Below are 23,021 nucleotides of genomic sequence, written 5' to 3'. Positions count from 1 at the left end.
CTTTACCAGTTCGTGAAGAGCAGATGATTGATCGCCAGCGCGGCGACCACCTGCAAGGCCAGCCAGAACTTGTGCGTCCGCGCCGGCAACACGGCGGGCGCGAGCAGCATCCACATGGCGAACGGGAGCCAGATGCGTTCGGTTTCGGCTTTGCTAAGCTGGCTCAGATCGGCCATGACCACAGCGGCCACGGCACCGAAGACCAACAGGTTGATCGGCGCCGTCCGCGTGAAGACCCGCGGGAACGCGGCAGGTACCGCAACTCCGACAGCGCAGAACAACGCAGCGATGTTCGCCCAACCCCAGTACTCGAACGGCCGGTCCGTCGCGATGCCCTGGTAATAGCGTTCCTGGACGAGCTCGTAACCGTCGAACCACCAGAATCCGTATGCCGTGAACACCGCGACCACGACGAGTGCTCCGGCGACTGCCCCGATCAGCGGCCATGCAGTGCGAGCCGCGATCAGTACCGCGACGGCGGGCAGACCCATCAGCACGAGTCCGTAGTTGAGATAGATCCCGAAGCCGAGCAGCAGACCGGCAGCAATCGACGCCGGCCACAGGTACTTCCGAGTCGAGATCGCCAACAGCGCAATGCCCCACGCAACGACCCCCATGTAAAAGGCATCGGCGGACACGGCGATCCAGATCGCGGCCGGCGCCAACGCCGCGAAGGGCGCTGCCCGACGAGCCATGCTCTCGTCGCCGAGCGCGCGAACGGCGACGATGACCGCTGCGGCCGCACTCGTCCCGACGAACACGCACAGTGTCGCCGCCCAAGCCCCGCCGCCGAGACCGAGTCGATCGAGCCACACGAAGGTCAAGAGGGCACCCGGCGGATGTCCCGAGACATGTGTGGTCCACGAATCGACCTGGTAGTCGAGGATTCGTTCGGAAAATCCCCGAAGCGTTCCCGGAATGTCGGTGATGCCGGGAACCTCGTGCAGGTACTCGTCGGTGGAGGCCAACCGCGTAACGAAACCGCGCCGCCAGCCGTCGATCATCGCAAGCGACATGGTCCACGCGGCCGACACTGCCCAGGTCACCAACAGAAGCCGCCGCCACGGCAACCGGCGCGCGAGATCGGGACCCCACAGCACTCCCGCCACTGCGATCAGAATCGCGAACGGTGTACCCCACCCCACATGAAACTCACGAAATCCGAAAAGCGGTGCAGCATCGGCAAAATCACGCACCTGCTGCGGAGTCCTGTTGATGATCGGCGTGATCAGCTCGTTGCCGAGGTACGGCACGACGGCCGCGACCGCCACGAGCACGAGAGCCAGCACGGCGGCGAGAGACTCTCTCCAATAGCGGATGACGTTCACCTTTTCGTTGTGCGACCGACGAGTAACACCCAGCATAGATAAGAATGAGGCTATGACGACACAGCATCGGGCCGATATCGCCGTGATCGGCGGAAGTGGCTTCTACTCGTTCTTCGGCGACGACGCCGAGAGCGTCGAGCTCGATACCCCGTACGGCAGACCGAGCGGGCCGATCACGATCGGCGACGTCGACGGACGTCCGGTCGCGTTCCTGCCGCGCCACGGCGCGCATCACGAATACTCGCCGCATACGCTCCCGTACCGCGCGAACATGTGGGCGCTGCGAACACTGGGTGTGCAACGCGTCTTCGCACCATGCGCCGTCGGAAGCCTTGTCCCCGAATTCGGTCCGGGAACCGTCGTCGTACCCGATCAGCTCGTGGACCGAACGAGTGCTCGCATCCAGACCTATTTCGACAACGGCGGAATCCACGTCGAATTCGCAGACCCGTACTGCGCAGACCTGCGTGCGTCCGCGTTGAGGGAAGGCGTCGTCGACGGTGGGACGATGGTGGTGGTCGAAGGTCCGCGCTTCTCGACGCGCGCGGAGAGCCAGTGGTTCGCCCGCCAAGGGTGGACGCTGGTCAACATGACCGGTCACCCCGAGGCGGTTCTGGCCCGTGAGCTCGAACTCTGCTACGCACCGATCGCGCTTGTCACCGACCTCGACGCGGGAATCGAAGCGGGCCAGGGTGTTCGAGCCGTCGATGTGTTCGCGGAGTTCCAGAAGAACATCGAGCCGCTCAAGGCCCTGGTGCGAAGCGCCATCGGTGCCGCACTCATGGGACCGTGCGAATCGTGCCGTGTTCACGACGGTGTCGAACTCCCGATCGAGTTGCCATGACTCGCGTTCTGCTCACCGGTGCAGCCGGTTTCATCGGTGGCCATATTCTCGAGGCGCTGACGCCCGAGTACGACGTCGTGGCGATCGACGCGATGCTTGCGTCCGCGCATGGCAGCGACGGCTCGCGTGACGGCATCGCCCACGCCGACGTACGGGATCATGCGGCCCTGATCGAACTACTGGCCGGCGTCGATGTCGTGTGCCATCAAGCAGCCGTCGTCGGAGCTGGTGTGAACGCGGCCGACGCTCCGGCGTACGCGAGTCACAACGATTTCGGAACAGCAGTCCTGTTGTCCGCCATGGCAGAGGTGGGCTGCCGACGACTGGTGCTCGCGTCGTCGATGGTGGTGTACGGGGAGGGAAAGTACCGGAACGCCAGCGGTCAGATCGTCGCGCCCGGTCCACGCACAGGACTCCAAGACGGACAATTCGACAACACCGACCCGTCGACCGGCGAGATCCTCGATTGGGCTCTCGTGGAGGAGGATTCTCCGCTTCGGCCACGCAGCACCTACGCGGCGAGCAAGCTGGCGCAGGAGAACTACGCGCTGGCATGGTCGTTGGCGACCGGTGGATCGGTGACTGCACTGCGGTACCACAACGTGTACGGGCCACACATGCCGCGCAACACCCCGTACTCCGGTGTCGCTGCGATGTTCAGGTCTTCCCTGGAGGCCGGACAACCTCCTCAGGTGTACGAGGACGGTCGTCAGGCCCGCGACTTCGTCCACGTCACCGACATCGCCGCAGCGAACGTTCTGTCCATCGCGGCCGATCTGCCGGGATTCACTGCACTGAACGTGTCTTCGGGTCAACCGATCACGATCGGGGAAGTCGCACGAACCCTGTCCGATGCGGTGGAAGGCCCGGCCCCCGCCATCACCGGAAAGTACCGATCGGGCGATGTCCGACACATTGTTGCCAGTCCCGAACTGGCACGCGACACCATCGGTTTCAGTGCAGCGATCTCACCGGCCGACGGTTTGCGAGAATTCGCGACCGCGCCTCTGCGCGACGCCGAAGGAACGGGTGCACCGAGTGTCTGACGTAACGGTGATCATCCCATGCATGAACGAATCCGGCTCTCTACCAGATGTTCTCGCCAGAATTCCGGACGGCTACCAGGTGATCGTCGTGGACAACAACTCGACCGACGACACAGCGGCCGTGGCGCAGAACCTCGGTGCGACGGTGGTCACCGAAGCACAGCCGGGGTACGGATCGGCGGTTCATGCGGGAGTCCTAGCCGCAGACACCGAGATCGTATGTGTTCTCGACGGCGACGGCTCGATGGACCCGCAGGACCTACCTCCGCTCGTCGCCGCCCTCGATCGAGCCGATCTGGCCGTCGGACGCAGACGTGGCGGTAACTCGCCGATCCATGCCAGACTGGGCAATGCTGTTCTGTCGCTCAGGCTTCGAACGAAGTACAAGCTCCCGGTTCACGACTTGGGGGCCGTCCGAGCAGTGCGCCGACAAGCCCTGCTCGACCTGAATGTCTCCGACCGCCGATCCGGCTACCCGTTGCAACTCCTCGTACTCGCGTCGAAGGCGGGCTGGACGGTGACCGAACTGGATGTGACGTACAACCCGCGGACTGCGGGTGTCTCCAAGGTGTCGGGGTCGGTCAAGGGCACTATCGTTGCGGTACGCGATTTCTGGAAGGTCCTCACGTGAAGGTCACCGCGCTCGTCGTTGCCAAAGCACCCGTTCCCGGCTTGGCGAAGACCAGGCTCGCCGCAACTCTCGGCAACGATGCCGCTGCGGACATCGCTGCAGCCGCCCTGCTCGACACTCTCGACGCCGTGTCGGACACCGAGTTCGATACCCGAATCGTCGCTATGACAGGCGATCTCACCAAGGCGAGCCGACGCGACGAGCTGGAGGCGGCGTTGGCGTCGTACAGGGTGGTTCCGCAGCGCGGGGACGGTTTCGCAGAACGTCTGGTCCACGCGCACGAGGATGCATCCGGTGATCCGGTGTTCCAGATCGGGATGGATACCCCGCAGGTGCATCCCAGGCTTCTGACCGCGTCTGCCGAACCACTCACGAGGGCAGGGCAATCCGTCCTCGGGATGGCCGAGGACGGTGGGTGGTGGGCCGTCGGTCTACCGAGTCCCGCGTTGGCGACGGCATTTCTCGACGTCCCGATGTCGACGCCCGAGACCGGCGCGCGAACGCTGGAGGCCTTGCGTTCCCTCGGCGCCGACATCGAGACGTTGGCGATCCTCCGCGACGTCGATCACGAGAGCGACCTGCTTGCCGTATCGGCGCAATGCCCGTCGAACAGCCGTTTTCGTGCCGCGGTAGAGCGCTACGCACCACGTCGGCACGGTTGAGAAGAAACACAGGTGCCTGAGATGACATGGACATCACCGCCGTCTTTCGTCCCGGACGGGCCCCTGGTCGGAAGCGACCGCGACATCCTCGTCCCGTTCCTCGCTGCGCAGCGACACACTCTGCTGAACGTGTGCGCGGGTCTGACCGCCGAACAACTTTCGACCAGAGCACTCGCGCCGTCGCGGCTGTCGTTGCAGGGATTGGTACGGCATGCAGCCAAAGTCGAGCGCGTGTGGTTTCGCATACGGGTGGCGGGCGAGAACGTGCCGCACCTTTTCGGCGGCCCCGGCGATCCCACCGACTTCGAGGATGTAGTGCCGGACGCTGCAGCCGACGAGATCGACCTGTTACGGCAGGAATGGGAATTATGCGATGCCGCCGTCGGCGAAGTTCCCTTCGATTTCACGTTCGACAATCGCGGTGACCAGATGTCGCTTCGAATGGTCTATGTGCACATGGTCGGCGAGTACGCCCGACACAACGGCCATGCCGATCTACTCAGAGAAGCGATCGACGGCGTCACCGGAAGGTGAGATGGCCAGTGGCGTGGTCAAGTGCCTCCCCGGGCACTTAACCGTGCCACTACGGGCGGAGGCTCAAGGTAGATTACGGAACTATGGGGAGTGACTTCTACACCGCCGAACAGGTAGCCGAGCTACTCGGCCTGCATGTTCGCACCGTCCGCAACTACATCCAGGACGGCCGACTGCCCGCCGTGCGCATCGGAAAGCAGTACCGCATCACTCCCGACGGTTTGGCTGCTCTCACCGGCGGCGAATCACCCACCGAGGCCATCCGCATCGACGTCACCAGCATCGTCGACGTCGAGAACGTGGATCAGCAGACAGCGTCGAGACTCGCCTTGTTCCTGTCCACGTCGGCGACCGGCAGAGGACCGGGCGAGCGACGACTGAAGATCGACACCGGGTACGACGAGACCGCGGCAACCCTGAAAGTCGTCGTCATCGGAGGACCCGCCGACGTTGCCGAGATCCTGCGACTGATCGACACCTTCGTCGAGGGAAGCCGATGAACACCTCGGGACGCAACTGGCAGGCGAATTCGTACAGAAGCTGGTCAAGTACCGGATCCATCTCGTGATCGAGGGCGACATCGGCCCGTTCACCGAGGCCAGCGAGCTTCTTCGCGCATTCGTGGCCGAGTCCAGTCGAGGTAGACACTTATGGTTCGTTCCCGATCGGTTATCTGTCCAGGACCGTATTGCAACAATCCATTAGACGCTTTCGCAGCTAATTCACAGGCCAGAGTGCTACAAACAGTATGTGACCGGGGTTCTGATAGGCGTAGCGATCTGGTTGGCGGTGGCATTGCTTGTTGCCGTCGTACTCGGCCGTGTCTCGCAGCGTGCCGACAGCGAGGAGCTGGGTTCGACGCTCTCGTGGGACACCGACGAGATCAACGAGACTGTCGAGCACGACCAGTAGTCCTTATTCGTTTCGCTCGACGATGGCGGTCAAAATTCGAGCCGCATCCGACAACGTGGCCCGCTGGGACGCGCTGAGTTCCCCGAGCCGCTCCGCCAACACTCGTTCGCGCTCCGCAACTTCCCCGGACGCCATACGTCGGCCCGTCTCGGTGAGCGCCAACAACATCTGCCGGCGATCCGAACTGTGCGGATGACGCTCCAGCAGCCCCATCTCGACAAGGGTATGCGAGGACCTGGAGATCGACGGCGGCTTGATCCGCTCACGCTCGGCCAAATCGCCTGTGGTCATTGGCCCTTCGCGGAAAATGGTGGCAAGGATCGACAGCTGCGCGACAGGAATCTTGTCCGCCGAATGGCGAAGCCGAAGGCGACGATTGAGACGCAGCGCCGAGACTGACAAGTCCCTGGCCAGGTGCATGTCCGATTCTCCGCTCATCCCCACACATTAGCGCGCCGAAATACTTGATCCAGCTGGGCTTCAGAATGCCATCCAAAACAGCGGGCGTGCGCTAAACTTCCCCCGTTTTCCAGACGCAGTTCATCGATACGGGGGATTTGCCTTGCCGAGAGTTTTTTCTGTCGCGGTCGCTGCATTGGCGGTTGCCGTCGCAGTCGCAGGCCCGGCGGCGGCGAACCCCAACACCGTCAACCCGATCCCCGGCCTGAACGGCACCTTCGGATTGCCTCAACTCGGCGGGCGCACGGTGGCAGTTGCGCAGGCCACCGGCATGGGAAGCCCCAACAGGACCGAGGATTTCAACATGCTCGGCACCGACCTCGGAATCATGTGGGACAACGGCAACGGCGAGATTTTGACCGCCTTCGGTGACACAGCAGGTCTTGGACTCCCCAACCTTCTTCAGGGAAGCATCTGGTCGTGGAAGTCCAACGCGATCGTGCGCAGTCGCGACGGCAATCTCGCCGACGGCATGAACTTCGACAGCATCGTCAAAGATCCGTTCGGGCAGTCCAAAGAGGTCGTTCCGAGCCCCAAGATCCCGTTCGTCGAGATCAGCAGAATCCCCACAGCAGGTGTCGCCGTCGGGCCCAATCAGTTCATGAGCCTGATGTCGGTCAACAACTGGGGCTCGGCCGGACACTGGCAGACCAACTACTCCGGGCTCGCAGTCTCGGGTGACAACGGCGAGAACTGGGTGGCCGTCCCGGAAACCCAGAGGCCGAGCGACGCGGGCAACCGCAACTTTCAACAGAGCGCATTCCTGAAAGACGGCGGGTTCGTCTACCAGTACGGGACGCCTCCCGGTCGGGGCAACCTCGGCCACGTCGCACGGGTGCAGGAAAAGGACATCCTCGACCTCGGCGCATACGAGTACTGGAACGGCAGCGAGTGGATCAAGAACGATCCGAACGTTGCTGCACCGATCGTCGACAGTGTCGGTGAACTCTCCGTCGCCTACAACCAATACCTCGGGCAATACATCATGATGACCACCGATCCCTTCGACTCCATCGTCATGCGACGCTCGCCCACGCCGGTCGGTCCGTGGAGTCCGCCCGAGGTGGTTGTCGATACCCGCGAACTCCCCAGCGCCTACGCGCCGTACATCCACCCTTGGTCTTCGGGTTCGGATCTGTACTTCCTTGCCACCGTGCATCGCAACTACAACGTCGTGTTGTTGCGCACGTCGTTGTGATGCGCACCCTGGTGAGGCGCAGCCGCATACTCGTCACATGGACGCTGCAGCCTGGGATGCAAAGTACGACGCCCGAGAACTGACCTACGGCGAGCCCCCGAACTCGACGCTTGTCGACGTCGCGACGGCCCTGCCGCGCGGGCGAGCACTCGACCTCGCTGCCGGTCAGGGCCGAAACGCACTGTGGCTGGCCACGCGTGGATGGGAGGTCACCGCCGTCGATTTCTCGGCCGTGGCGCTCACACGAGCCCACCGGATAGCGTCACGTTCTCCGAAATCCGTCCGCGACCGACTAACGTACGTCCACGCCGATGTGACGACCGTCCTACCGGAACCTGAATATGACTTGATTCTCGTTCTCTATCTCCACCTGCCGCACGAGCAACGTCGCATCGTGATCCGCAACGCTGTAGCCGGCCTGAAACCTGATGGAATCCTCATGATTCTGGGACACCATTCCGAGAACATCTCGCGGGGAGTCGGCGGACCTCAGGATCCCGAAATACTTTATACACCAGAGCAATTGGCGTCGGACATCGGCGATCGCGCAGTAATTCACCTCTGCGAAGAGCGCGTGCGTAGCACGAACGACGGCATCGCGGTGGACGCATTGCTACTGGCCGGTAGATCCGGCCTTGGCAGCGGAGATGATCGGGGGTAATATCCGTTATGTTACCGACGAGTAGCTAACTTGGGCGGTACTTACGAGACCGCACCACCGACTGGAGAGCGACGCGCAATGGGCCATTACAAGAGCAACCTTCGGGACCTCGAGTTCAATCTCTTCGAGCTGTTCGGGCTCGACGAGTCGCTCGCAGGCGACAACTTCGGCGACCTCGACGGAGAGGCCGCCCGCGACATGCTTCGCGAGGTCGTTCGCCTGTCGGAGGGCCCACTGGCCGAGTCCTTCGCCGACGCGGACCGCAACCCTCCCGTGTTCGACCCCGAGACCCACACGCTGAAGCTGCCCGACTCCTTCAAGAAGTCGTTCAAGGCGCTGTACGACGGCGAGTGGTGGCGCGTCGGCCTCGACGAGGAGGTCGGTGGCATCCCCGCTCCTCGCAACCTGGGCTGGGCCATCAACGAAATGCTGCTCGGTTCGCAGCCCGCCGCATTCATGTACTCGGCAGGTCCCTCCTTCGCCAACGTGCTCTACCACAACGGCACCGATGAGCAGAAGGAGTGGGCGAAGGTCATCGTCGAGCGCCAGTGGGGTGCCACGATGGTCCTCACCGAGCCCGACGCCGGATCCGACGTCGGCGCAGGCCGCACCAAGGCCGTCAAGCAGGAAGACGGTTCCTGGCACATCGAAGGCGTCAAGCGCTTCATCACCTCTGCCGTATCCGACGACCTCTTCGAGAACACCATGCACCTCGTGCTGGCACGTCCCGAAGGAGCAGGTCCGGGAACCAAGGGCCTGAGCCTGTTCTACGTCCCCAACACCCACTTCGACTTCGAGACCGGCGAACTCGGCGAGCGCAACGGCGTCTTCGTCACCGGCGTCGAGCACAAGATGGGCCTGAAGGCGTCGGCGACGTGCGAGCTCACCTTCGGCGGGCACGGAATCCCCGCACAGGGTTGGCTCGTCGGAGAGGTCCACAAGGGCATCGCGCAGATGTTCGACGTCATCGAGCACGCTCGAATGATGGTCGGTACCAAGGCAATCGCCACACTGTCCACCGGTTACCTCAACGCGCTCGACTACGCCAAGCAGCGCGTCCAGGGCGCCGATCTGACGCAGATGACCGACAAGGCCGCCCCGCGCGTCACCATCACGCACCACCCCGACGTACGACGCAGCCTCATCACCCAGAAGGCGTACGCCGAGGGCCTGCGTGCGGTCTACCTCTACACCGCAGCTCACCAGAACCCGATCACGGCCAAGCAGGTCTCCGACGCCGACGAGGACATCGCCTACCGCGTCAACGATCTGCTCCTCCCGATCGTCAAGGGTGTCGGTTCCGAGATCGCCTACCGTCAGCTGGCCGAAAGCCTGCAGACCCTCGGCGGTTCCGGATTCCTGCAGGACTACCCCATCGAGCAGTACATTCGCGACTCGAAGATCGACTCGCTGTACGAGGGCACCACGGCCATCCAGGCGCAGGACTTCTTCTTCCGCAAGATCGCCCGTGACCGCGGCGTCGCTCTCGCTCACGTTGCGGGACAGATCAAGTCGTTCATCGACAGCGAAGCGGGCAACGGACGCCTCAAGGCGGAGCGCGCACTGCTGGCCACCGCCCTCGAGGACGTACAGGCCATCGTCACCGGCATGACCCAGCAGCTCATGGGCGCTCAGGAGCAGCCGACCGAGCTGTACAAGGTCGGCCTGGCATCGGTGCGCTTCCTGATGGCATTCGGCGACCTGCTCATCGGCTGGCTGCTGCTGCGTCAGTCCGAAATCGCCATCACGGCACTGGACAACGGCGCAGAGGGCAAAGAGAAGTCGTTCTACGAGGGCAAGGTCGGCGTCGCGTCGTTCTTCGCCAAGAACATCTTGCCCGAGCTCACCGCAACCCGCGGCATCCTCGCGAACGTCGACCTCGACGTCATGGACCTCGACGAAGCAGCTTTCTGAGCCCTTTTCGACCACAACGGCCGCACTCCTTCAGGGGTGCGGCCGTTGTGCTGTCGGTGGGTGGGGGGTTCGGGCTGAGGTTTCTGCCAGACGCACGGCAAAGTGCTAGATGCACGCCCAGGTGCTAGATACACGGCAAAGTGCTAGCACATAGGCGTGCGTCTTGCTCATAGGTGAGCGTGTACCGGGCGAAGCTGCTCTACGCCTGGAGTTTGCGGAACTTGCTGCCGTGGAAAATGATCGGGTCGATCTCGCTCTGCACTTCCAACGAGTGGATACGCAGCAGAACGATCAGATGATCCCCTGCGGGAACCTGCTGGTCGATGGTCGTATCGAGCCACGCAGTCGCGCCGTCTATGAACACGGCACCCTGCTCGGTCGTCTGCAACTTCAGGCCGGCGAAGCGGTCACCGGTTTTGGCGGCGAGGGTGCGAGCCGCGTCGTTGTGCGCCTCACCGAGCACGCTGACGCCGATGCGCCGATCGCCTTCGAGCTTGGGCCATGTCGTCGACGTGTTCTGGATGCACACCGCTACCAGTGGAGGGTCGATGGAGACCGCCACGAAGCTACTCGCGGCCAGGCCGACGGGGACACCGTCGATCTCGGCGGCGATCGCTACGACGCCGCTCGGAAACTGCGCGTAGGCCTGACGAAGCGTCACCTGGTCGAGATCGGTGTGGGTGAGCGTCATGCCGAGTCTCCTCTTCTTGCGTCTGCTGCGGCTGTGATGACGGGTCCCCATCGCCGCGCGTAATCCACGATACGAGTGTCTGCGGTGAAAGTCGTGTCGATCAGGTACAGACCGGGCGCCGGGGTGATCGCGCCGAGCTCGACCAGCACCGGCTTGAGGAGCAGATCGGGCGCAAGCGCGTGAGCAAGGCCCGCACCGAGCATGAGTGGGACAGCGACCACATCTCGCAGACCCTCGTCGGTGGCGAACTGATCGAGAAAGAGCTTGAGAACTCCGGTGTAGGTGGCCTTGAACGTAGGACTTGCGAACACGACGATGTCCGAGGCAGACACCTTCTCGACTGCGGCCTTCACCGCATCGTCGCCCCATCCGAGCAGGCCCGACCCCAGGGTGATGACGTCGACCTTCCCGTCCGCAGGTGCACCTGTCAGCTCTGCGGCCAGCAGCATCGCCGCCGCAAGGGTCCGGGATTCGGGTTTGGGGTTGCCTGCCACCACGGTGACCGTCATGAACCTTCTTTCGATCGGAGACTTCAGAGAAGCACGGAACTGCCCGTGAGCACATTCCTGCATCAGCCAACACCGTTCCGACTTGCGAGTCCAGGTTCAGAATCACCAAGATCGAAACGACGAAGGGAATGAACGAGGCGGATACGGCGTCGTATTCCAAGATAGTAAGCACAACTTACGAAGGATGGTCGCAGTGCCCAGGATCGACACGTACATCGCTCTCGGAGACTCGTTCACCGAGGGGGTCGGAGATGCGGATCCCTCCAGCCCGAACGGTGTGAAGGGATGGGCCGACCGTGTCGCGGACGAACTCTCCGTCGGCAACCCGAATTTTCGGTACGCCAACCTTGCCGTCCGAGGAAAGTTGATCGATCAGGTGATCGCCGACCAGGTGCCGGCAGCGGTCGCGGCGGCACCCGATCTCGTCACGATCTATGCCGGCGGAAACGACATGATGCGGCCCAAGGTCGACATCGACGCTGTCGTGGCGAGGTACGACGCAGCGCTGGCCGAACTGGTCGCCACCGGTGCGCGGGTAGTCGCGTTCACGGCATACGACGCAGGGTGGTCGCCGATCTTTCGCACACTCCGCGGCCGCACGGCCATCTACAACGAGTTGCTTCGCGAAGTCGCGGACAGCCGCGGCGTCGAACTGATCGACTACTGGCGATTCGACGGCTACGACGACCCCCGGATGTGGGACTGGGATCGCCTCCACATGTCGACGCGTGGCCACACCCGTATGGCAGCCGAAGTTCTGGATTTTCTTGGGATAGAGCATTCCATCGTGCTCGACGAGCTACCCCCATTGCCGCCGCTCGACCCAGCGGTGAAGCGACGTGAAAACACCGAGTGGGTCAAGTCCTTCGCCGCGCCATGGGTGACGAGACGGCTGCGCGGGGCGTCCTCGGGCGACACCGTGAGCCCGAAACACACAGAACCCATATCGATCCGGGCTTAGCTACTACTCGTCCTCCGCGGGAGGCGCAGCAGCAGGCGGTTCGTCGTCCGGATCGGCAGAAGGTGCACGCTCCGGCTCGGGAGACACGCATTTGACGATCGGGATCGGGTCGTACTTGACCGTTCGCGTGTTGCTCGAAATCTGGTTTCCCGACGCAATATCCGTGATCACCCTGGTGTCGCTGGCCGTGAAGCCCGGTCCACCACCGGATGCAACGCACCCGGCGCCGGCGGGAAGAGTGATGGTGTTCGGGCTCGTCGGATTGGTTCGAGCCCCGGTGACGGATTCGACCTCGACGGTCTTGGTTCCCCACAGCCTCACTGTGACATTGGAACTCGTGGCGAACGACTCGATGACGATTCCGGTTTTCGCCGGGTTCGTGAACTTCAGGTCGATAGCACCCTCGAACACTGTCGCTTCGCGCGCCTCGGGATACCTGCTGATGTAGTAGCTGTGTTCGGTGTGCCCGGCATCCTCCATACCGCCGAAATACGAAGCGTTGTACAGCGTCGTCGCGAACTGACTGATTCCACCTCCGACGGCGCGATCCGGTCGACCATTGTCGATGATCCCGGACTCCACGAATCCCTGAGCCGATCCACGCGGACCGGTGTACTCGTTCAGCGAGAACGTAGCTCCCGGCTTCACGAGCGCTCCGTTGACGATGTCGGCCGTGAGTCCGATGTTGACGCCGGACGCGTATTCGAAACCGCCAGTGGTGTATTCGCCGACGACCTCCTTGATTCCGAGCGCCTGAGCGCCCTCCGTCGTCAACGCGGGCTGCGCTTGGTCGTACACCGCATCGGTCGTTCGCGAATCCTGCGAGGTGAGCAACGCCGGCAACTGCTCCAACGTCCGCTCCCACTGCACCACATCACCCACCACCGCTGGCACAACCGTCGGCGCTCCCGCTCCGAGCCTGAACGTCGCATCCTTAGGTGGCGTCTCCGTCGAGGCAAGTGCAGGAGCGAGAAGGCCGGTTGCAGCGGCGAAGTCGTATCTCGGCGCGAGCGCACCCTCACCATCCGGCTCGAAGGACAGGACCCGAGCAATGGCGTCGGGCGTCAGTACCGCTTCGGTGCCGTTCCGACCCGCGAACACGACTGGTGCCGACACAGCAGGCATCGCCACCTCGGCCAGGACCCGGTCCACTTCGTCTTGATGCACTGTCACGTCGACAGTCGCGACCGGAACGTCGACGGTGCCGAACGGCCAATCGGATTCGAGTACCTCGCGCGTGGCAGGAACGTCCAAGGACTGCCCCGGCGCAGGCGTGACTGCGACCGGCTCGGCGCCCTCGAACACGACATCACCCTCGGCAGGCTCTCGATCCGTCTGTGCGCGAATCGATTCGACGGCACCGTCCAGAGCGACCGGGTCGACCGTCGACACGACACCGATTTCTGTGCTGGAAAAGAACGACGCTATTCGGGTGAACGGATTGATCGGTTGAGAACCGGCGCGATCGAGCGTCGACGCCCAATCGATGCCGAGTCCTGCCGCCGACGGGACCAGTTCGAGCTCACGGTCGCCCGCATTCACGCGAACAGACTGGTCGACGCGCGGCCCGAGTTCACTCTGTAGGCGCGCTTCTGCGTCTTCGTGGCTCAAGCCGCCGACCTCGACACCCGCAACGACCACTCCGCGAGGAACCGATCCATCCGAAGACAGCAAGTCCGCCGTGTAGAACACCCCGAGAATGGCAACCGCCGCACCCACGATCACCGCGATCTTCATCTGCGACGCCTTCACATCACGGGTGCTCGCGACGACATCATCGCCCGAGGGTGAAACAGCCGGGCCCGCATAGGAGTCACCACGGTCGCTCGGACCGGCACCAGCAGGCGGCCCGGCACCAGCAGGGGGCTCGGTACCAGAAGGGGGCTCGGTACCAGAAGGGGGCTCGACGACCGGGATCGCGACGGTGGAGCTGTCGTCCGCCCGGTCTTCGGCGCCCGCTTCGACGGCGGCTTCAGAAGAGACGGCGGCTTCAGGAGAATGGGCGGCTTCGAGAGAATGGGCGGCAGAAGAATGACGAGCCGTGTCCTCGGCGTTCGCGGCGTTGGCATCCACCGCATGGGTATTCACCGCATGGGTATTCACAGCATGGGTATTCACAGCATCGGGGTCCACAGCGCCGGGATCCACTGCACTTGGGCCCCCTGAACTTGGCAGCACTGCGCCGGGGTCCACTGCACCGGACGGCTCCGCCTCGCGGTGGGAGACAGGTACGTCGTTGGACAACGAGGTGCTGTCTGATTCGGTTGGCCCGCCGGGAACCGCTTCCTGGCGGTCCGTCGGTTCGTCGAACTCCGCACCCTCGCCGGGAACCGCGGGCTCGGTCTGCGAGACGGACTGCCCCGGTAGCGGTTCGTTCGGGTCGATTGCGCGCATCACCTCGGTGACGGCCTCGTAAGGAGGAACATCATCCGCAACAGAATCGTCTACGACAGAGTGGCCCGCGACAGCACCGTCGCCGGATGTCGCCGAGCTCTCCGGCGGATCCGGCTCCTTATCGCGCTTGCCTTTGCCGTCTCCACCGACGCTCACGTTTGCGGCCCTCCCGAACCCCCGGACTTCCTCGTACGACTCTCGTGGACGAGCTTACGCATCGACCCATCGAACGTCCGTGCGCAGCACCTTCGCCCGCATACGAAAGAGGCTCCACACCGCTGCCGGGTCGGGGGTCGGGCAGCAGTGTGGAGCCACTACGAGTATCGCCCAGGCTTGTGATGCGTTACAACCGATCGCCGGATGACAGACCAATTCATTCACTTGAATGATCGGCGCGAGGTAGTGCGGCTCCGCCGCCCGTGCGCGGGTAGTTACGGTCCGACGTAATTACCCACGCACGACCACATCTTGGGTCGTGCGCGAATACATACGCTGGGGTGTCATGACGCGCTCACGGGCGTCGAAGACGCCATTACGATCGGCAGATCCGTAAACCCCTCGCTCACGGATCCGCCGATCGCTTGCCCCCTGGTTCGAGCGCCTGGTGTCAGCGCTCGATGATTGCGGTGACGCCCTGTCCGCCGGCTGCACAGATGGAGATCAGGCCGCGGCCCGAGCCCTTCTCGGCGAGCATCTTGGCCAACGATGCGACGATGCGTCCACCTGTAGCCGCGAACGGGTGACCGGCTGCCAACGACGATCCGTTGACGTTCAGCTTGCTGCGATCGATGGAACCGAGCGCGCTGTCGAGGCCGAGGCGCTCCTTGCAGTACTCGTCACTCTCGAAAGCCTGCAGCGTCGCGAGCACGACGGATGCGAACGCCTCGTGAATCTCGTAGTAATCGAAGTCCTGCAGCGTAAGCCCGTTACGAGCCAGCAGACGCGGAATGGCGTAAGTCGGCGCCATCAGCAGTCCGTCCTTGAACGACGCATTGCCGTGGACGTAGTCGACGGCAGCGGTCTCGGAGTCCACCAGATGCGCGAGCACCGGCAAGTTCCGCTCGGACGCCCACTCGTCGGTCGACAGCAGGGCAGCCGACGCGCCATCGGTGAGAGGCGTCGAGTTGCCTGCCGTCATGGTGGCGTCGCCCAGCTTCGTTCCGAACACGGGCTTGAGCGTCGCCAGCTTCTCGACGGTCGATCCCGGCCGCAGGTTGTCGTCGCGAGTCAGGCCGAGGAACGGCGTCACCAAGTCGTCGAAGAACCCACGGTCGTACGCAGCGGCCATGTTCTTGTGGCTGGCTGCAGCCAATTCGTCCTGGTCCTCGCGGCGAACGCCGAACTCCTTGGCCGTGATGGCAGCGTGGTCGCCCATCGACAGACCCGTACGCGGTTCACCGTTGCGAGGGATCTCGATGCCGAGCATCGACGGGCGCACGTTTCCGAGCAGCTTGATGCGATCGGTGGTGGTCTTCGCCCGGTTCAACGACAGAAGGAACTCACGGAGTTCGTCGTTCACACCGATCGGAGCATCCGACGTGGTGTCGACGCCACCGCCGATGCCTGCGTCGATGCGGCCCGAGGCAATAGCGTCGCCGACCGCGATGATGGATTGCAGTCCCGTACCGCAGGCCTGCTGGATGTCGAAGGCGGGGGTGTACGGGCTCAACGCGCTGCCGAGTACGACCTCGCGGGTGAGGTTGAAGTCGCGCGAATGCTTGAGCACTGCACCTGCGGCGACGAGGCCGAGGCGCTCACCTTGCAGCCCGAACCGGCTGACCAGCCCGTCGATCGTGGCGGTGAGCATGTCCTGGTTCGAGGCCAGCGCGTACTTCTTGTCCGAGCGCGCGAACGGGATGCGGTTGCCACCGACGATTGCGACCGGTCGTAGCTGCTTGCTTGTCACTATTCGTCTCCAAACATCGTGGAAAAAGACCCTGGTGGAGATTCATCTTACTGGCGAGTAAGTTGGTTGTCGACACCCGGTCGTGCGCTATGCGCCCGTGAGTGGGTAGTTCCGTTCGGCGGTAACTACGCACACACGGGGGCCGAAGGCGCCAAACTGAAAGGTAGGACAGTGGCAGCCACCAAGGGAGCCCCAGACCTCTACTCCACGTTCCTGGCGTCCGCGCCCGGATCTTTCATCGCCAAGCAGGCAGGTCTGCCGCAGCCCGAAAAGCTGCGTCGGTACAAGACGGGCGAGCCGCCCCTCGCGGGACCGGTCCTCATCGGCGGCAGCGGTCGACTCGTCGAGCCGCTGCGCGAGCTGCTGTCGGACTACCCCCAGGCCCAGCCCCATGACACCAAGCACGGCGCGTTGGTCTTCGACGCCACCGGGATCGGCAACGTCGCCGAGCTCGAGCAGCTGTTCCAGTTCTTCCAGCCGGTCATCCGCAACTTGGCGCCTTCGGCTCGTGTCGTCGTCATCGGCACGACCCCCGAGGAAACCGCGAGCGTCGACGAGCACATCGCTCAGCGCGCTCTCGAAGGCTTCACCCGTAGTGTCGGCAAAGAGGTCAAGCGCGGAGCGACGGCGCAGCTCGTCTACGTCTCCCCGAAGGCATCGACCGGCATTTCCGGCCTCGAGTCCACGCTTCGCTTCCTGCTGTCGGCCAAATCCGCATTCGTCGACGGCCAGGTCATCGCCGTCGGTGATGCCGACTCCGAGGCTCCCGCTTCATGGGACAAGCCGCTTGCAGGCAAGGTCGCCGTCGTCACCGGCGCAGCCCGCGGCATCGGCGCCACCATCGCCGAAGTTCTTGCGCGCGACGGCGCAACCGTCATCGCCGCCGATATCCCCGCTGCAGGCGAGGCGCTGTCGGAGACCGCCAACAGGGTCGGCGGAACGTCACTGGCTCTCGACGTCACGGCCCCCGACGCAGCCGAGGTGCTGTCCAAGCACCTGCTCGAGCGTCACGGCGGTGCAGACATCATCGTCCACAACGCAGGCATCACCCGCGACAAGACGCTCGCCAACATGGACGAGAGCCGCTGGAACTCGGTAATCGGTGTGAATCTGCTTGCACCGCAGCGCATTACCGATCACCTGGTCGAGACCGGAGCGTTGAAGGAAGGCGGACGCGTCGTCGACGTTTCGTCCATCGCAGGCATCGCAGGCAACCGCGGCCAGACCAACTACGGCACCTCGAAGGCAGGCGTCATCGGCCTGGTGCACGCGTCGGCTCCTGTTCTCGCGAAGAAGAACATCACCATCAACGCCGTCGCCCCCGGTTTCATCGAGACCGCCATGACCGCTGCGATCCCGTTCGCAACGCGTGAAGCAGGTCGACGCATGAGCTCGCTGCTGCAGGGCGGCCAGACCGTCGACGTTGCAGAGCTGGTGTCGTACTTCGCATCTCCCGCATCCAATGCCGTCACCGGACAGGTCGTTCGAGTCTGCGGCCAAAGCCTCCTCGGCGCATGAGCGTCGTACAGCTCAAGGAGCAGCCGAAGACGTCGGAGATCTATACCTCCGCCGCGCTCGGGGCACTACCGTTCCTCGGCTCGAAGTCCAACTCGGCTCCGTCGACGGTCTACGAACTGCGCGGCCTCCGCGTCGATCCTGACAACCTAGCCGGGTACTGCCGGGCAACCGGATTGCGTTTCGGCGACACTCTGCCGGTGACGTACCCGTTCACGCTCGTGTTCCCGACGGTCATGAAACTGATGGTCTCCAAGGGCTTTCCGTTTGCTGCCATGGGATCGGTGCACGCGGAGAACGTCATCGAGCAGTACCGAAACATCTCGTCCTCGGAGCCTCTGGACATCCGGGTTCACGCGGAGAACCTGCGTGAGCATCGCAAGGGACTGCTGATCGACGTCATCAGCGAAGTGAGCGTCGGACGCGAGCTCGTGTGGAAGCAGGTGTCGAGCTTCCTGAGCCTGCAGAAAACCTCACTGTCCGGTGGTCCTCGCGAGGCACCGCCTGCCGACGAGGTGCCGCCGCCCCCGACCCGCACGCTCCGAGTCGATCAGAAGACCATCAGCAAGTACGCAGCCATTTCGGGTGATCGCAACCCGATCCATGTCTCGTCCTTGGGCGCCAAGGCCTTCGGCTTCCCCCGCACCATCGCCCATGGAATGTGGAGCGCCGCGGCGGTACTCCAGGTGGTCGAAGGTCGCATCCCGGACAAGGTGACCTACAACGTTCGGTTCGGCAAGCCGATCATTCTGCCTGCGACGGTCAATCTCTACGCCGATTCCGTCGGTGCAGGCTGGGATTTGTCTCTCAAGAACCCGAAGAAGGGGTACCCGCACCTCACCGCGACGCTGAGGTAGTTGGGTCGGCGAACCCACAGCACCCCCGGGGTGACCGAATGTCTGTTTCGGTCACTTCGGGGGTGTTTTCGTCGGCCCGGGTCGGAGCGAACGACTCATTCAGTCACTCAGAGTGTGCGAACGACTCATTCGGTCTCATGGGGTGAACGAATGTCTGTTTCGGTCACTCAGAGTGCGCGAATGTCTGTTTCGGTCTCGTCGGGTGAACGAACGACTCATTCGGTCACCGGCTGACCCGGCCACTCACCGTGGATCGTACGGATGACACCCTCGATTCCTCGGCGGAGGACGTCGCCCGCGGAGGCGGGGTCGGACAGGTATCCGCCCACCATTGCGCCGTCCCGCATGAGCACGAAGTGGTCCGCGCCCCCTTGTGGGTCGTAGTGGCCTGAGCGGTCGAAGGCGTCGGCCACGAATTGATGGAACCAGTCTCGGTGTTCGTGGACCAGTCGGCGTACCGGTCCGCTCGAGTCGGAGTACTCGGCGGCGGCGTTGATGAACGCGCAGCCGCGGTATCCGGGAAGCATCAGTTGCTGCGCAATGAGATCGACTACTTCGCGCAGCAGATCCACTGGGCCCACAGTCGGCACGAGTGACTCGAGGTGAGCCCTGATGGTCTCGTCTTCGGTGCGCAAGTATGCAAGAACAAGGTCTTCTTTGCTGGGATAGTGACGGTAGAAGGTCGCCTTCGTGACACCGGCAGCGGCAATGATCCGCTCGACCCCCACAGTCCGAATGCCGTCTGCATAGAAGATGCCCGCAGCCGTGGAGAGCAGGCGATCACGTGCCTCGGACGGCCTGGTTTCCGTTTGCGTTGGGTTTTTCGGCGCCATCAGACCACTATAGAGCCAGAAAGAAGAAAGACCATTCTGTCTTGACAGCGTGCCCACCGTGCTGTTGTCTCAAGTAGACAGAACAGTCTCTCTACTGCCGAAGGATCCGCCATGAGCACGTCCACCATTGCCCCCACATTCCCCATCCACCGTCTATATGCCGTACGCGCCGTTGCAGCCATCGTCTGGGCAGCCCTGCTCACGGCCGTCGGCTCGGCGGACGGAGTGGCGACGGGGGAATCGGTGTCAGCTGCAGTTGTGGCGCTACTGATCGCCTACCCGCTCATCGACGCCGTCGCCACCCTTGCCGAGATTCGAATTCGTCGACCGTCTGCACCGACCCCGCTCGTCGTCAACGCGATCATCAGCGTGATCACCGCAATCGTGCTGGGCGCCAGCGTAAGTCACGGCTCCGATGCGGCGCTTCGAGTGTTCGGCGTTTGGGCGCTCGTGACCGGGCTTATCCAGCTCACCGTCGCGACCCTGCGACGCCGCCGAAGCGGACTCGGACAGCTGCCGATGATGCTCAGCGGCTTCATCTCGTCCCTTGCGGGAATCGCATTCGTTCAGATGTCGACCATGAGTGAGCCGAAGCTGACCGTCTTGGCCGGCTACGCCGTCGCGGGCGCAGTATTCTTCCTGATCTCCGCCTGGCGCCTGCGTTCGCAGCAGGACGCCTGATCAGTTCGTCGGCGCGGTCTTCTTACCGGCCAAACCGCGCCATGCGAGGTTCTCCAACAAGTCGGCGGCGGCGTCGACTTCGATTTCCCCACCTGCGACGCGGTCTGCGACGGCCTCGCCTGCGCCGACCAGTGCGACAGCCATCAGAGCAAAGTTCTGTTCGGGCCCGGGGTCCTTCGTGCTCATCTCGAGCAAGCGAGCCGTGAGTTCGATGAGGCGGTCCCTGCTGCTCTGTACCTGCGACGCGAACGCGGTCTGACCGATCGCTTGGCGATACAGCACCATCCACGACTTGCGGTTCTCGCCGACGAAGCCCAGGAACCCCAGCAGTGCCCGTCGCAACTGCTCACGAGGGGTAATCGACGGATCCGCAGCGGGAGTGAGGGCCTCCACGAACTTGACGCCCTCGCGATGGATGCACGCGGCGAACAGTTCGTCCTTCGACCCGTAGTACAGGTACAGCATCGGCTTCGAGATCGAGGCCTGCTTGGCGATCGCGTCCATGGACGTATTGTGAAAACCATTGTCGGAGAACACATCGACGGCCGCGTCGAGCATCTGTTGCTCTCGAACGGCACGGGGCAATCTCTTGGTGCCGCCAGCCATGTGTCCTCCAAACAGCGTAGAACCCCTGACCTTACTCCACGGTAAGGAGGCGTGCGTCACTACCGCTTGTCGCGCGGAGAAACCTAGCAAGCACCCTTGAACCGGGCGACGGTGGCAGCGGATGTGTCGACCTGGGCGGCATCGAGCCGTCCCGTCGCCACAGCGTCCTCCAGATTGTCCAGGACCTGGGGGACGTCGTCGGTGGTCAACCACAGTGCGACGTCCGCGCCCGCTACCAATGCCGCCTCGACCGCGGCAACGATGCCGAGCCGTTCGGTGATGGCGGCCATCCCACTGAGATCGTCGGTGAAGATCGGCCCGGTGAACGGCGCCGCTCCGTAACCCACACCGTCGCGCAGCAACGACATGACCGCTGGGCTGATACTCGCCGGTTCACCGGGAGCCGTCAGCCCTGGCACGTCCAGATGTCCGACCATGACTCCGACGCCAGTGCCGGACAACTGCGCAAAAGGCAGCAGATCCGACTGTCGAAGCTCTTCGATCCCAGGTGTCGTCACCGCACCCGTATGCGAATCTCCCGATCCTGAGCCGTGTCCCGGGAAGTGCTTGATGACGGGTTGCACGCCCGCGTCGCGTAGGCCCTGCGCATATGCGCCTGCGTACTGCACCACGACCGCCGGATCGTCCGAGTACGACCTGTCTCCGATGACAGAGTCGTCGGGCTGGCTGCTGACATCGACGACGGGTGCGTAGTCGACGGTCACCCCCAGCTCCTTCAAGCCGCGGCCACGTTCGAGGGCCATCTGATACGTCTCGTCGACGGTCTTCGTCAGGGCCGTCTCCCGCGCTGACGGATCGGTTCCGAGAAGATCTTCGACGCGTGAGACGCGCCCGCCTTCCTCGTCGATCGTCACCATCGGAGGCACCGCAGAGGCGTCGTTGATCTGCGGTACCTCGCCGTTCGCGAGCGTCGTCGAATCCGTCCAGCTCCCGATGAAGATCCCGCCGACCTGTTCTCGCTGCATGATGTCGACGGCGTCGGCAGTTCCGGTCACACCGACGGTGAGCAGCTGCGCCAATCGCTGACGCTCGGTCAACGTCCCGACGAACGCCGCACAGGCGTCGACCGGGGCCGGCGGCGGAACCTCGGTGGTCGACGTGACTGCGGAGGAACTCGGCGTCGTGGATACTGCCGCAACCTCGGTACCGCCGGCTCCGCACGAGGCCGTGAAACCGACGCCGAGCACAACAGCTGCAATTCCCACGGGTGAGCGGAACTTCGTCATGGGCCACGACGGTAGCCGAGCCCTACGACGCTTCGTGAATCGCCGTCGCCGACGAGAACGGACTGGCTCCGCAGGCACACCGATCGCGATAACCTTGGACAAAAGCGACATCAGGAGGACTACGCCATGCCTGCAGACTTGATCCTCATCGCGTACGACGGTTCCGACAACGCCAAGCGAGCCATCGAATATGCGGGGCGGTTTCTCACCACGACCCGAGCCATCGTCGTCACCGCGTGGGAGCCCATGGTGCGTCAGGCCGCTCGCATGTCCGGGTTGTCCGGCGTCATGCAGCCGGAATGGGTGCCGGACGACCAGGCCGAGGACGTCGCACTGACCGACGCGAAAGTGACCAACGAAGAGGGTGTGCGGCTCGCCGAACAGGCAGGTCTCCAGGTCGAGGGCCACTGCGCGGAATGTACGACGGCCATATGGAGTGCAATCGTGGAGAAGGCCGACGATCTGGACGTGGACATCATCGTCACCGGCACGAGGGGAACGACGGGGCTACGTTCACTGCTGCAGAGTTCGGTCGCCGACCATGTGCTCCGGCACAGTCACCGGCCGGTCTTGATCGTTCCGCCGGGTAAATAGTCGCGCGTGCGCCCAGGCAACCTCCCAGGCGGGTGATA

Annotated in this window: 24 protein-coding genes and 1 pseudogene; 16 read left to right on the top strand and 9 right to left on the bottom strand. The window is 63.6% G+C overall.

The features are described from left to right. Window positions 1–2: 2 nt before the first annotated feature. Complete coding sequence (locus D8W71_RS06055; RefSeq protein WP_121111864.1) at window positions 3–1,364, bottom strand: hypothetical protein; 1,362 nt, start codon at window positions 1,362–1,364, stop codon at window positions 3–5. A gap of 16 nt (window positions 1,365–1,380) precedes the next feature. On the opposite strand from D8W71_RS06055, the gene D8W71_RS06050 reads away from it, so the two are divergent. The 8 genes and pseudogenes from D8W71_RS06050 (at window position 1,381) to D8W71_RS27545 (ending at window position 5,957) form a co-directional block, all read left to right on the top strand. Continuing rightward, on the top strand, window positions 1,381–2,172 hold the full coding sequence (locus tag D8W71_RS06050; RefSeq protein ID WP_121111862.1) for an S-methyl-5'-thioadenosine phosphorylase: 792 nt from the start codon (window positions 1,381–1,383) through the stop codon (window positions 2,170–2,172). Then, window positions 2,169–3,218: an NAD-dependent epimerase/dehydratase family protein gene (locus D8W71_RS06045; protein ID WP_121111860.1), complete on the top strand. Its 1,050-nt coding sequence runs from the start codon at window positions 2,169–2,171 to the stop codon at window positions 3,216–3,218. The genes D8W71_RS06050 and D8W71_RS06045 overlap by 4 nt, the downstream gene beginning before the upstream one ends. Next, window positions 3,202–3,849 carry a glycosyltransferase family 2 protein gene (locus D8W71_RS06040; RefSeq protein ID WP_121111858.1) on the top strand — a complete coding sequence of 216 codons (648 nt, stop codon included), beginning with the start codon at window positions 3,202–3,204 and terminating at the stop codon, window positions 3,847–3,849. Before D8W71_RS06045 ends, D8W71_RS06040 begins: the two co-directional genes overlap by 17 nt. After that, window positions 3,846–4,511 (top strand): TIGR04282 family arsenosugar biosynthesis glycosyltransferase, encoded by a 666-nt coding sequence (locus tag D8W71_RS06035; RefSeq protein WP_121111856.1) that lies wholly within the window; start codon window positions 3,846–3,848, stop codon window positions 4,509–4,511. Before D8W71_RS06040 ends, D8W71_RS06035 begins: the two co-directional genes overlap by 4 nt. Before the next feature lie 21 nt (window positions 4,512–4,532). Further along, window positions 4,533–5,045 (top strand): DinB family protein, encoded by a 513-nt coding sequence (locus D8W71_RS06030; protein WP_121111854.1) that lies wholly within the window; start codon window positions 4,533–4,535, stop codon window positions 5,043–5,045. Between the two features lie 83 nt (window positions 5,046–5,128). Further along, the gene (locus D8W71_RS06025; RefSeq protein WP_121111853.1) at window positions 5,129–5,545 is read left to right on the top strand and encodes a helix-turn-helix domain-containing protein; all 417 of its coding nucleotides are present in this window, start codon (window positions 5,129–5,131) and stop codon (window positions 5,543–5,545) included. 13 nt (window positions 5,546–5,558) lie between these two features. Continuing rightward, window positions 5,559–5,750: pseudogene (locus D8W71_RS06020) on the top strand (DUF4180 domain-containing protein); the annotation flags it as partial. Window positions 5,751–5,795: 45 nt separating this feature from the next. Next, entirely contained in the window at window positions 5,796–5,957 is a 162-nt protein-coding gene (locus D8W71_RS27545) for a hypothetical protein (RefSeq protein ID WP_201265276.1), read from the top strand. A gap of 3 nt (window positions 5,958–5,960) precedes the next feature. Here D8W71_RS27545 and D8W71_RS06015 read toward each other — a convergent pair whose 3' ends face one another. Next, window positions 5,961–6,395, bottom strand: coding sequence for a MarR family winged helix-turn-helix transcriptional regulator (locus D8W71_RS06015; RefSeq protein WP_121111849.1), 435 nt, complete (start codon window positions 6,393–6,395; stop codon window positions 5,961–5,963). 124 nt (window positions 6,396–6,519) lie between these two features. Here D8W71_RS06015 and D8W71_RS06010 point away from each other — a divergent pair, with 124 nt between their 5' ends. The 3 genes from D8W71_RS06010 to D8W71_RS06000 all read left to right on the top strand — a co-directional run bounded on the left by D8W71_RS06010 (window position 6,520) and on the right by D8W71_RS06000 (window position 10,189). Further along, a complete protein-coding gene (locus tag D8W71_RS06010; protein ID WP_121111847.1) occupies window positions 6,520–7,614 on the top strand; it encodes a DUF4185 domain-containing protein in 1,095 nt (364 codons plus the stop codon). Window positions 7,615–7,651: 37 nt separating this feature from the next. Further along, a complete protein-coding gene (locus D8W71_RS06005; RefSeq protein WP_121111845.1) occupies window positions 7,652–8,275 on the top strand; it encodes a class I SAM-dependent methyltransferase in 624 nt (207 codons plus the stop codon). A gap of 78 nt (window positions 8,276–8,353) precedes the next feature. Continuing rightward, complete coding sequence (locus D8W71_RS06000) at window positions 8,354–10,189, top strand: acyl-CoA dehydrogenase (RefSeq protein WP_121111843.1); 1,836 nt, start codon at window positions 8,354–8,356, stop codon at window positions 10,187–10,189. A gap of 199 nt (window positions 10,190–10,388) precedes the next feature. Here D8W71_RS06000 and D8W71_RS05995 read toward each other — a convergent pair whose 3' ends face one another. Continuing rightward, complete coding sequence (locus D8W71_RS05995; RefSeq protein WP_121111840.1) at window positions 10,389–10,880, bottom strand: flavin reductase family protein; 492 nt, start codon at window positions 10,878–10,880, stop codon at window positions 10,389–10,391. After that, on the bottom strand, window positions 10,877–11,389 hold the full coding sequence (locus tag D8W71_RS05990; RefSeq protein ID WP_121118670.1) for an NADPH-dependent FMN reductase: 513 nt from the start codon (window positions 11,387–11,389) through the stop codon (window positions 10,877–10,879). The genes D8W71_RS05995 and D8W71_RS05990 overlap by 4 nt, the downstream gene beginning before the upstream one ends. 184 nt (window positions 11,390–11,573) lie before the next feature. Here D8W71_RS05990 and D8W71_RS05985 point away from each other — a divergent pair, with 184 nt between their 5' ends. Then, a complete protein-coding gene (locus D8W71_RS05985; RefSeq protein ID WP_201265275.1) occupies window positions 11,574–12,350 on the top strand; it encodes an SGNH/GDSL hydrolase family protein in 777 nt (258 codons plus the stop codon). A 3-nt stretch (window positions 12,351–12,353) separates the two neighbouring features. Here D8W71_RS05985 and D8W71_RS05980 read toward each other — a convergent pair whose 3' ends face one another. Continuing rightward, window positions 12,354–14,900, bottom strand: a complete 2,547-nt coding sequence (locus D8W71_RS05980) for a VanW family protein (RefSeq protein WP_236077731.1) — start codon at window positions 14,898–14,900, stop codon at window positions 12,354–12,356. 451 nt (window positions 14,901–15,351) lie between these two features. Further along, complete coding sequence (locus D8W71_RS05975) at window positions 15,352–16,650, bottom strand: acetyl-CoA C-acetyltransferase (protein WP_121111838.1); 1,299 nt, start codon at window positions 16,648–16,650, stop codon at window positions 15,352–15,354. A 171-nt stretch (window positions 16,651–16,821) separates the two neighbouring features. On the opposite strand from D8W71_RS05975, the gene D8W71_RS05970 reads away from it, so the two are divergent. Both D8W71_RS05970 and D8W71_RS05965 read left to right on the top strand, forming a co-directional pair. Beyond that, on the top strand, window positions 16,822–18,168 hold the full coding sequence (locus D8W71_RS05970; RefSeq protein WP_121111836.1) for a 3-oxoacyl-ACP reductase: 1,347 nt from the start codon (window positions 16,822–16,824) through the stop codon (window positions 18,166–18,168). Beyond that, window positions 18,165–19,022: a MaoC/PaaZ C-terminal domain-containing protein gene (locus D8W71_RS05965; RefSeq protein ID WP_121111834.1), complete on the top strand. Its 858-nt coding sequence runs from the start codon at window positions 18,165–18,167 to the stop codon at window positions 19,020–19,022. Before D8W71_RS05970 ends, D8W71_RS05965 begins: the two co-directional genes overlap by 4 nt. 215 nt (window positions 19,023–19,237) lie before the next feature. Here the strand turns inward: D8W71_RS05965 and D8W71_RS05960 are convergent, their stop codons facing one another. Beyond that, entirely contained in the window at window positions 19,238–19,855 is a 618-nt protein-coding gene (locus D8W71_RS05960) for a TetR/AcrR family transcriptional regulator (RefSeq protein ID WP_121111832.1), read from the bottom strand. A 111-nt stretch (window positions 19,856–19,966) separates the two neighbouring features. Here D8W71_RS05960 and D8W71_RS05955 point away from each other — a divergent pair, with 111 nt between their 5' ends. Beyond that, window positions 19,967–20,536, top strand: coding sequence for a DUF308 domain-containing protein (locus D8W71_RS05955; RefSeq protein ID WP_121111830.1), 570 nt, complete (start codon window positions 19,967–19,969; stop codon window positions 20,534–20,536). Here the strand turns inward: D8W71_RS05955 and D8W71_RS05950 are convergent, their stop codons facing one another. Both D8W71_RS05950 and D8W71_RS05945 read right to left on the bottom strand, forming a co-directional pair. After that, entirely contained in the window at window positions 20,537–21,142 is a 606-nt protein-coding gene (locus D8W71_RS05950) for a TetR/AcrR family transcriptional regulator (protein ID WP_121111828.1), read from the bottom strand. 83 nt (window positions 21,143–21,225) lie between these two features. After that, on the bottom strand, window positions 21,226–22,389 hold the full coding sequence (locus D8W71_RS05945; RefSeq protein ID WP_121111826.1) for a glycoside hydrolase family 3 N-terminal domain-containing protein: 1,164 nt from the start codon (window positions 22,387–22,389) through the stop codon (window positions 21,226–21,228). Window positions 22,390–22,515: 126 nt separating this feature from the next. On the opposite strand from D8W71_RS05945, the gene D8W71_RS05940 reads away from it, so the two are divergent. Continuing rightward, complete coding sequence (locus D8W71_RS05940; protein WP_121111824.1) at window positions 22,516–22,983, top strand: universal stress protein; 468 nt, start codon at window positions 22,516–22,518, stop codon at window positions 22,981–22,983. The last annotated feature ends 38 nt before the right edge of the window (window positions 22,984–23,021 follow it).

Origin of the sequence: Rhodococcus sp. P1Y, assembly GCF_003641205.1 — a bacterium.
In the GTDB taxonomy this organism is placed as follows: Bacteria; Actinomycetota; Actinomycetes; order Mycobacteriales; family Mycobacteriaceae; genus Rhodococcoides.
This window is presented reverse-complemented; position numbering and strand designations above follow the sequence as displayed.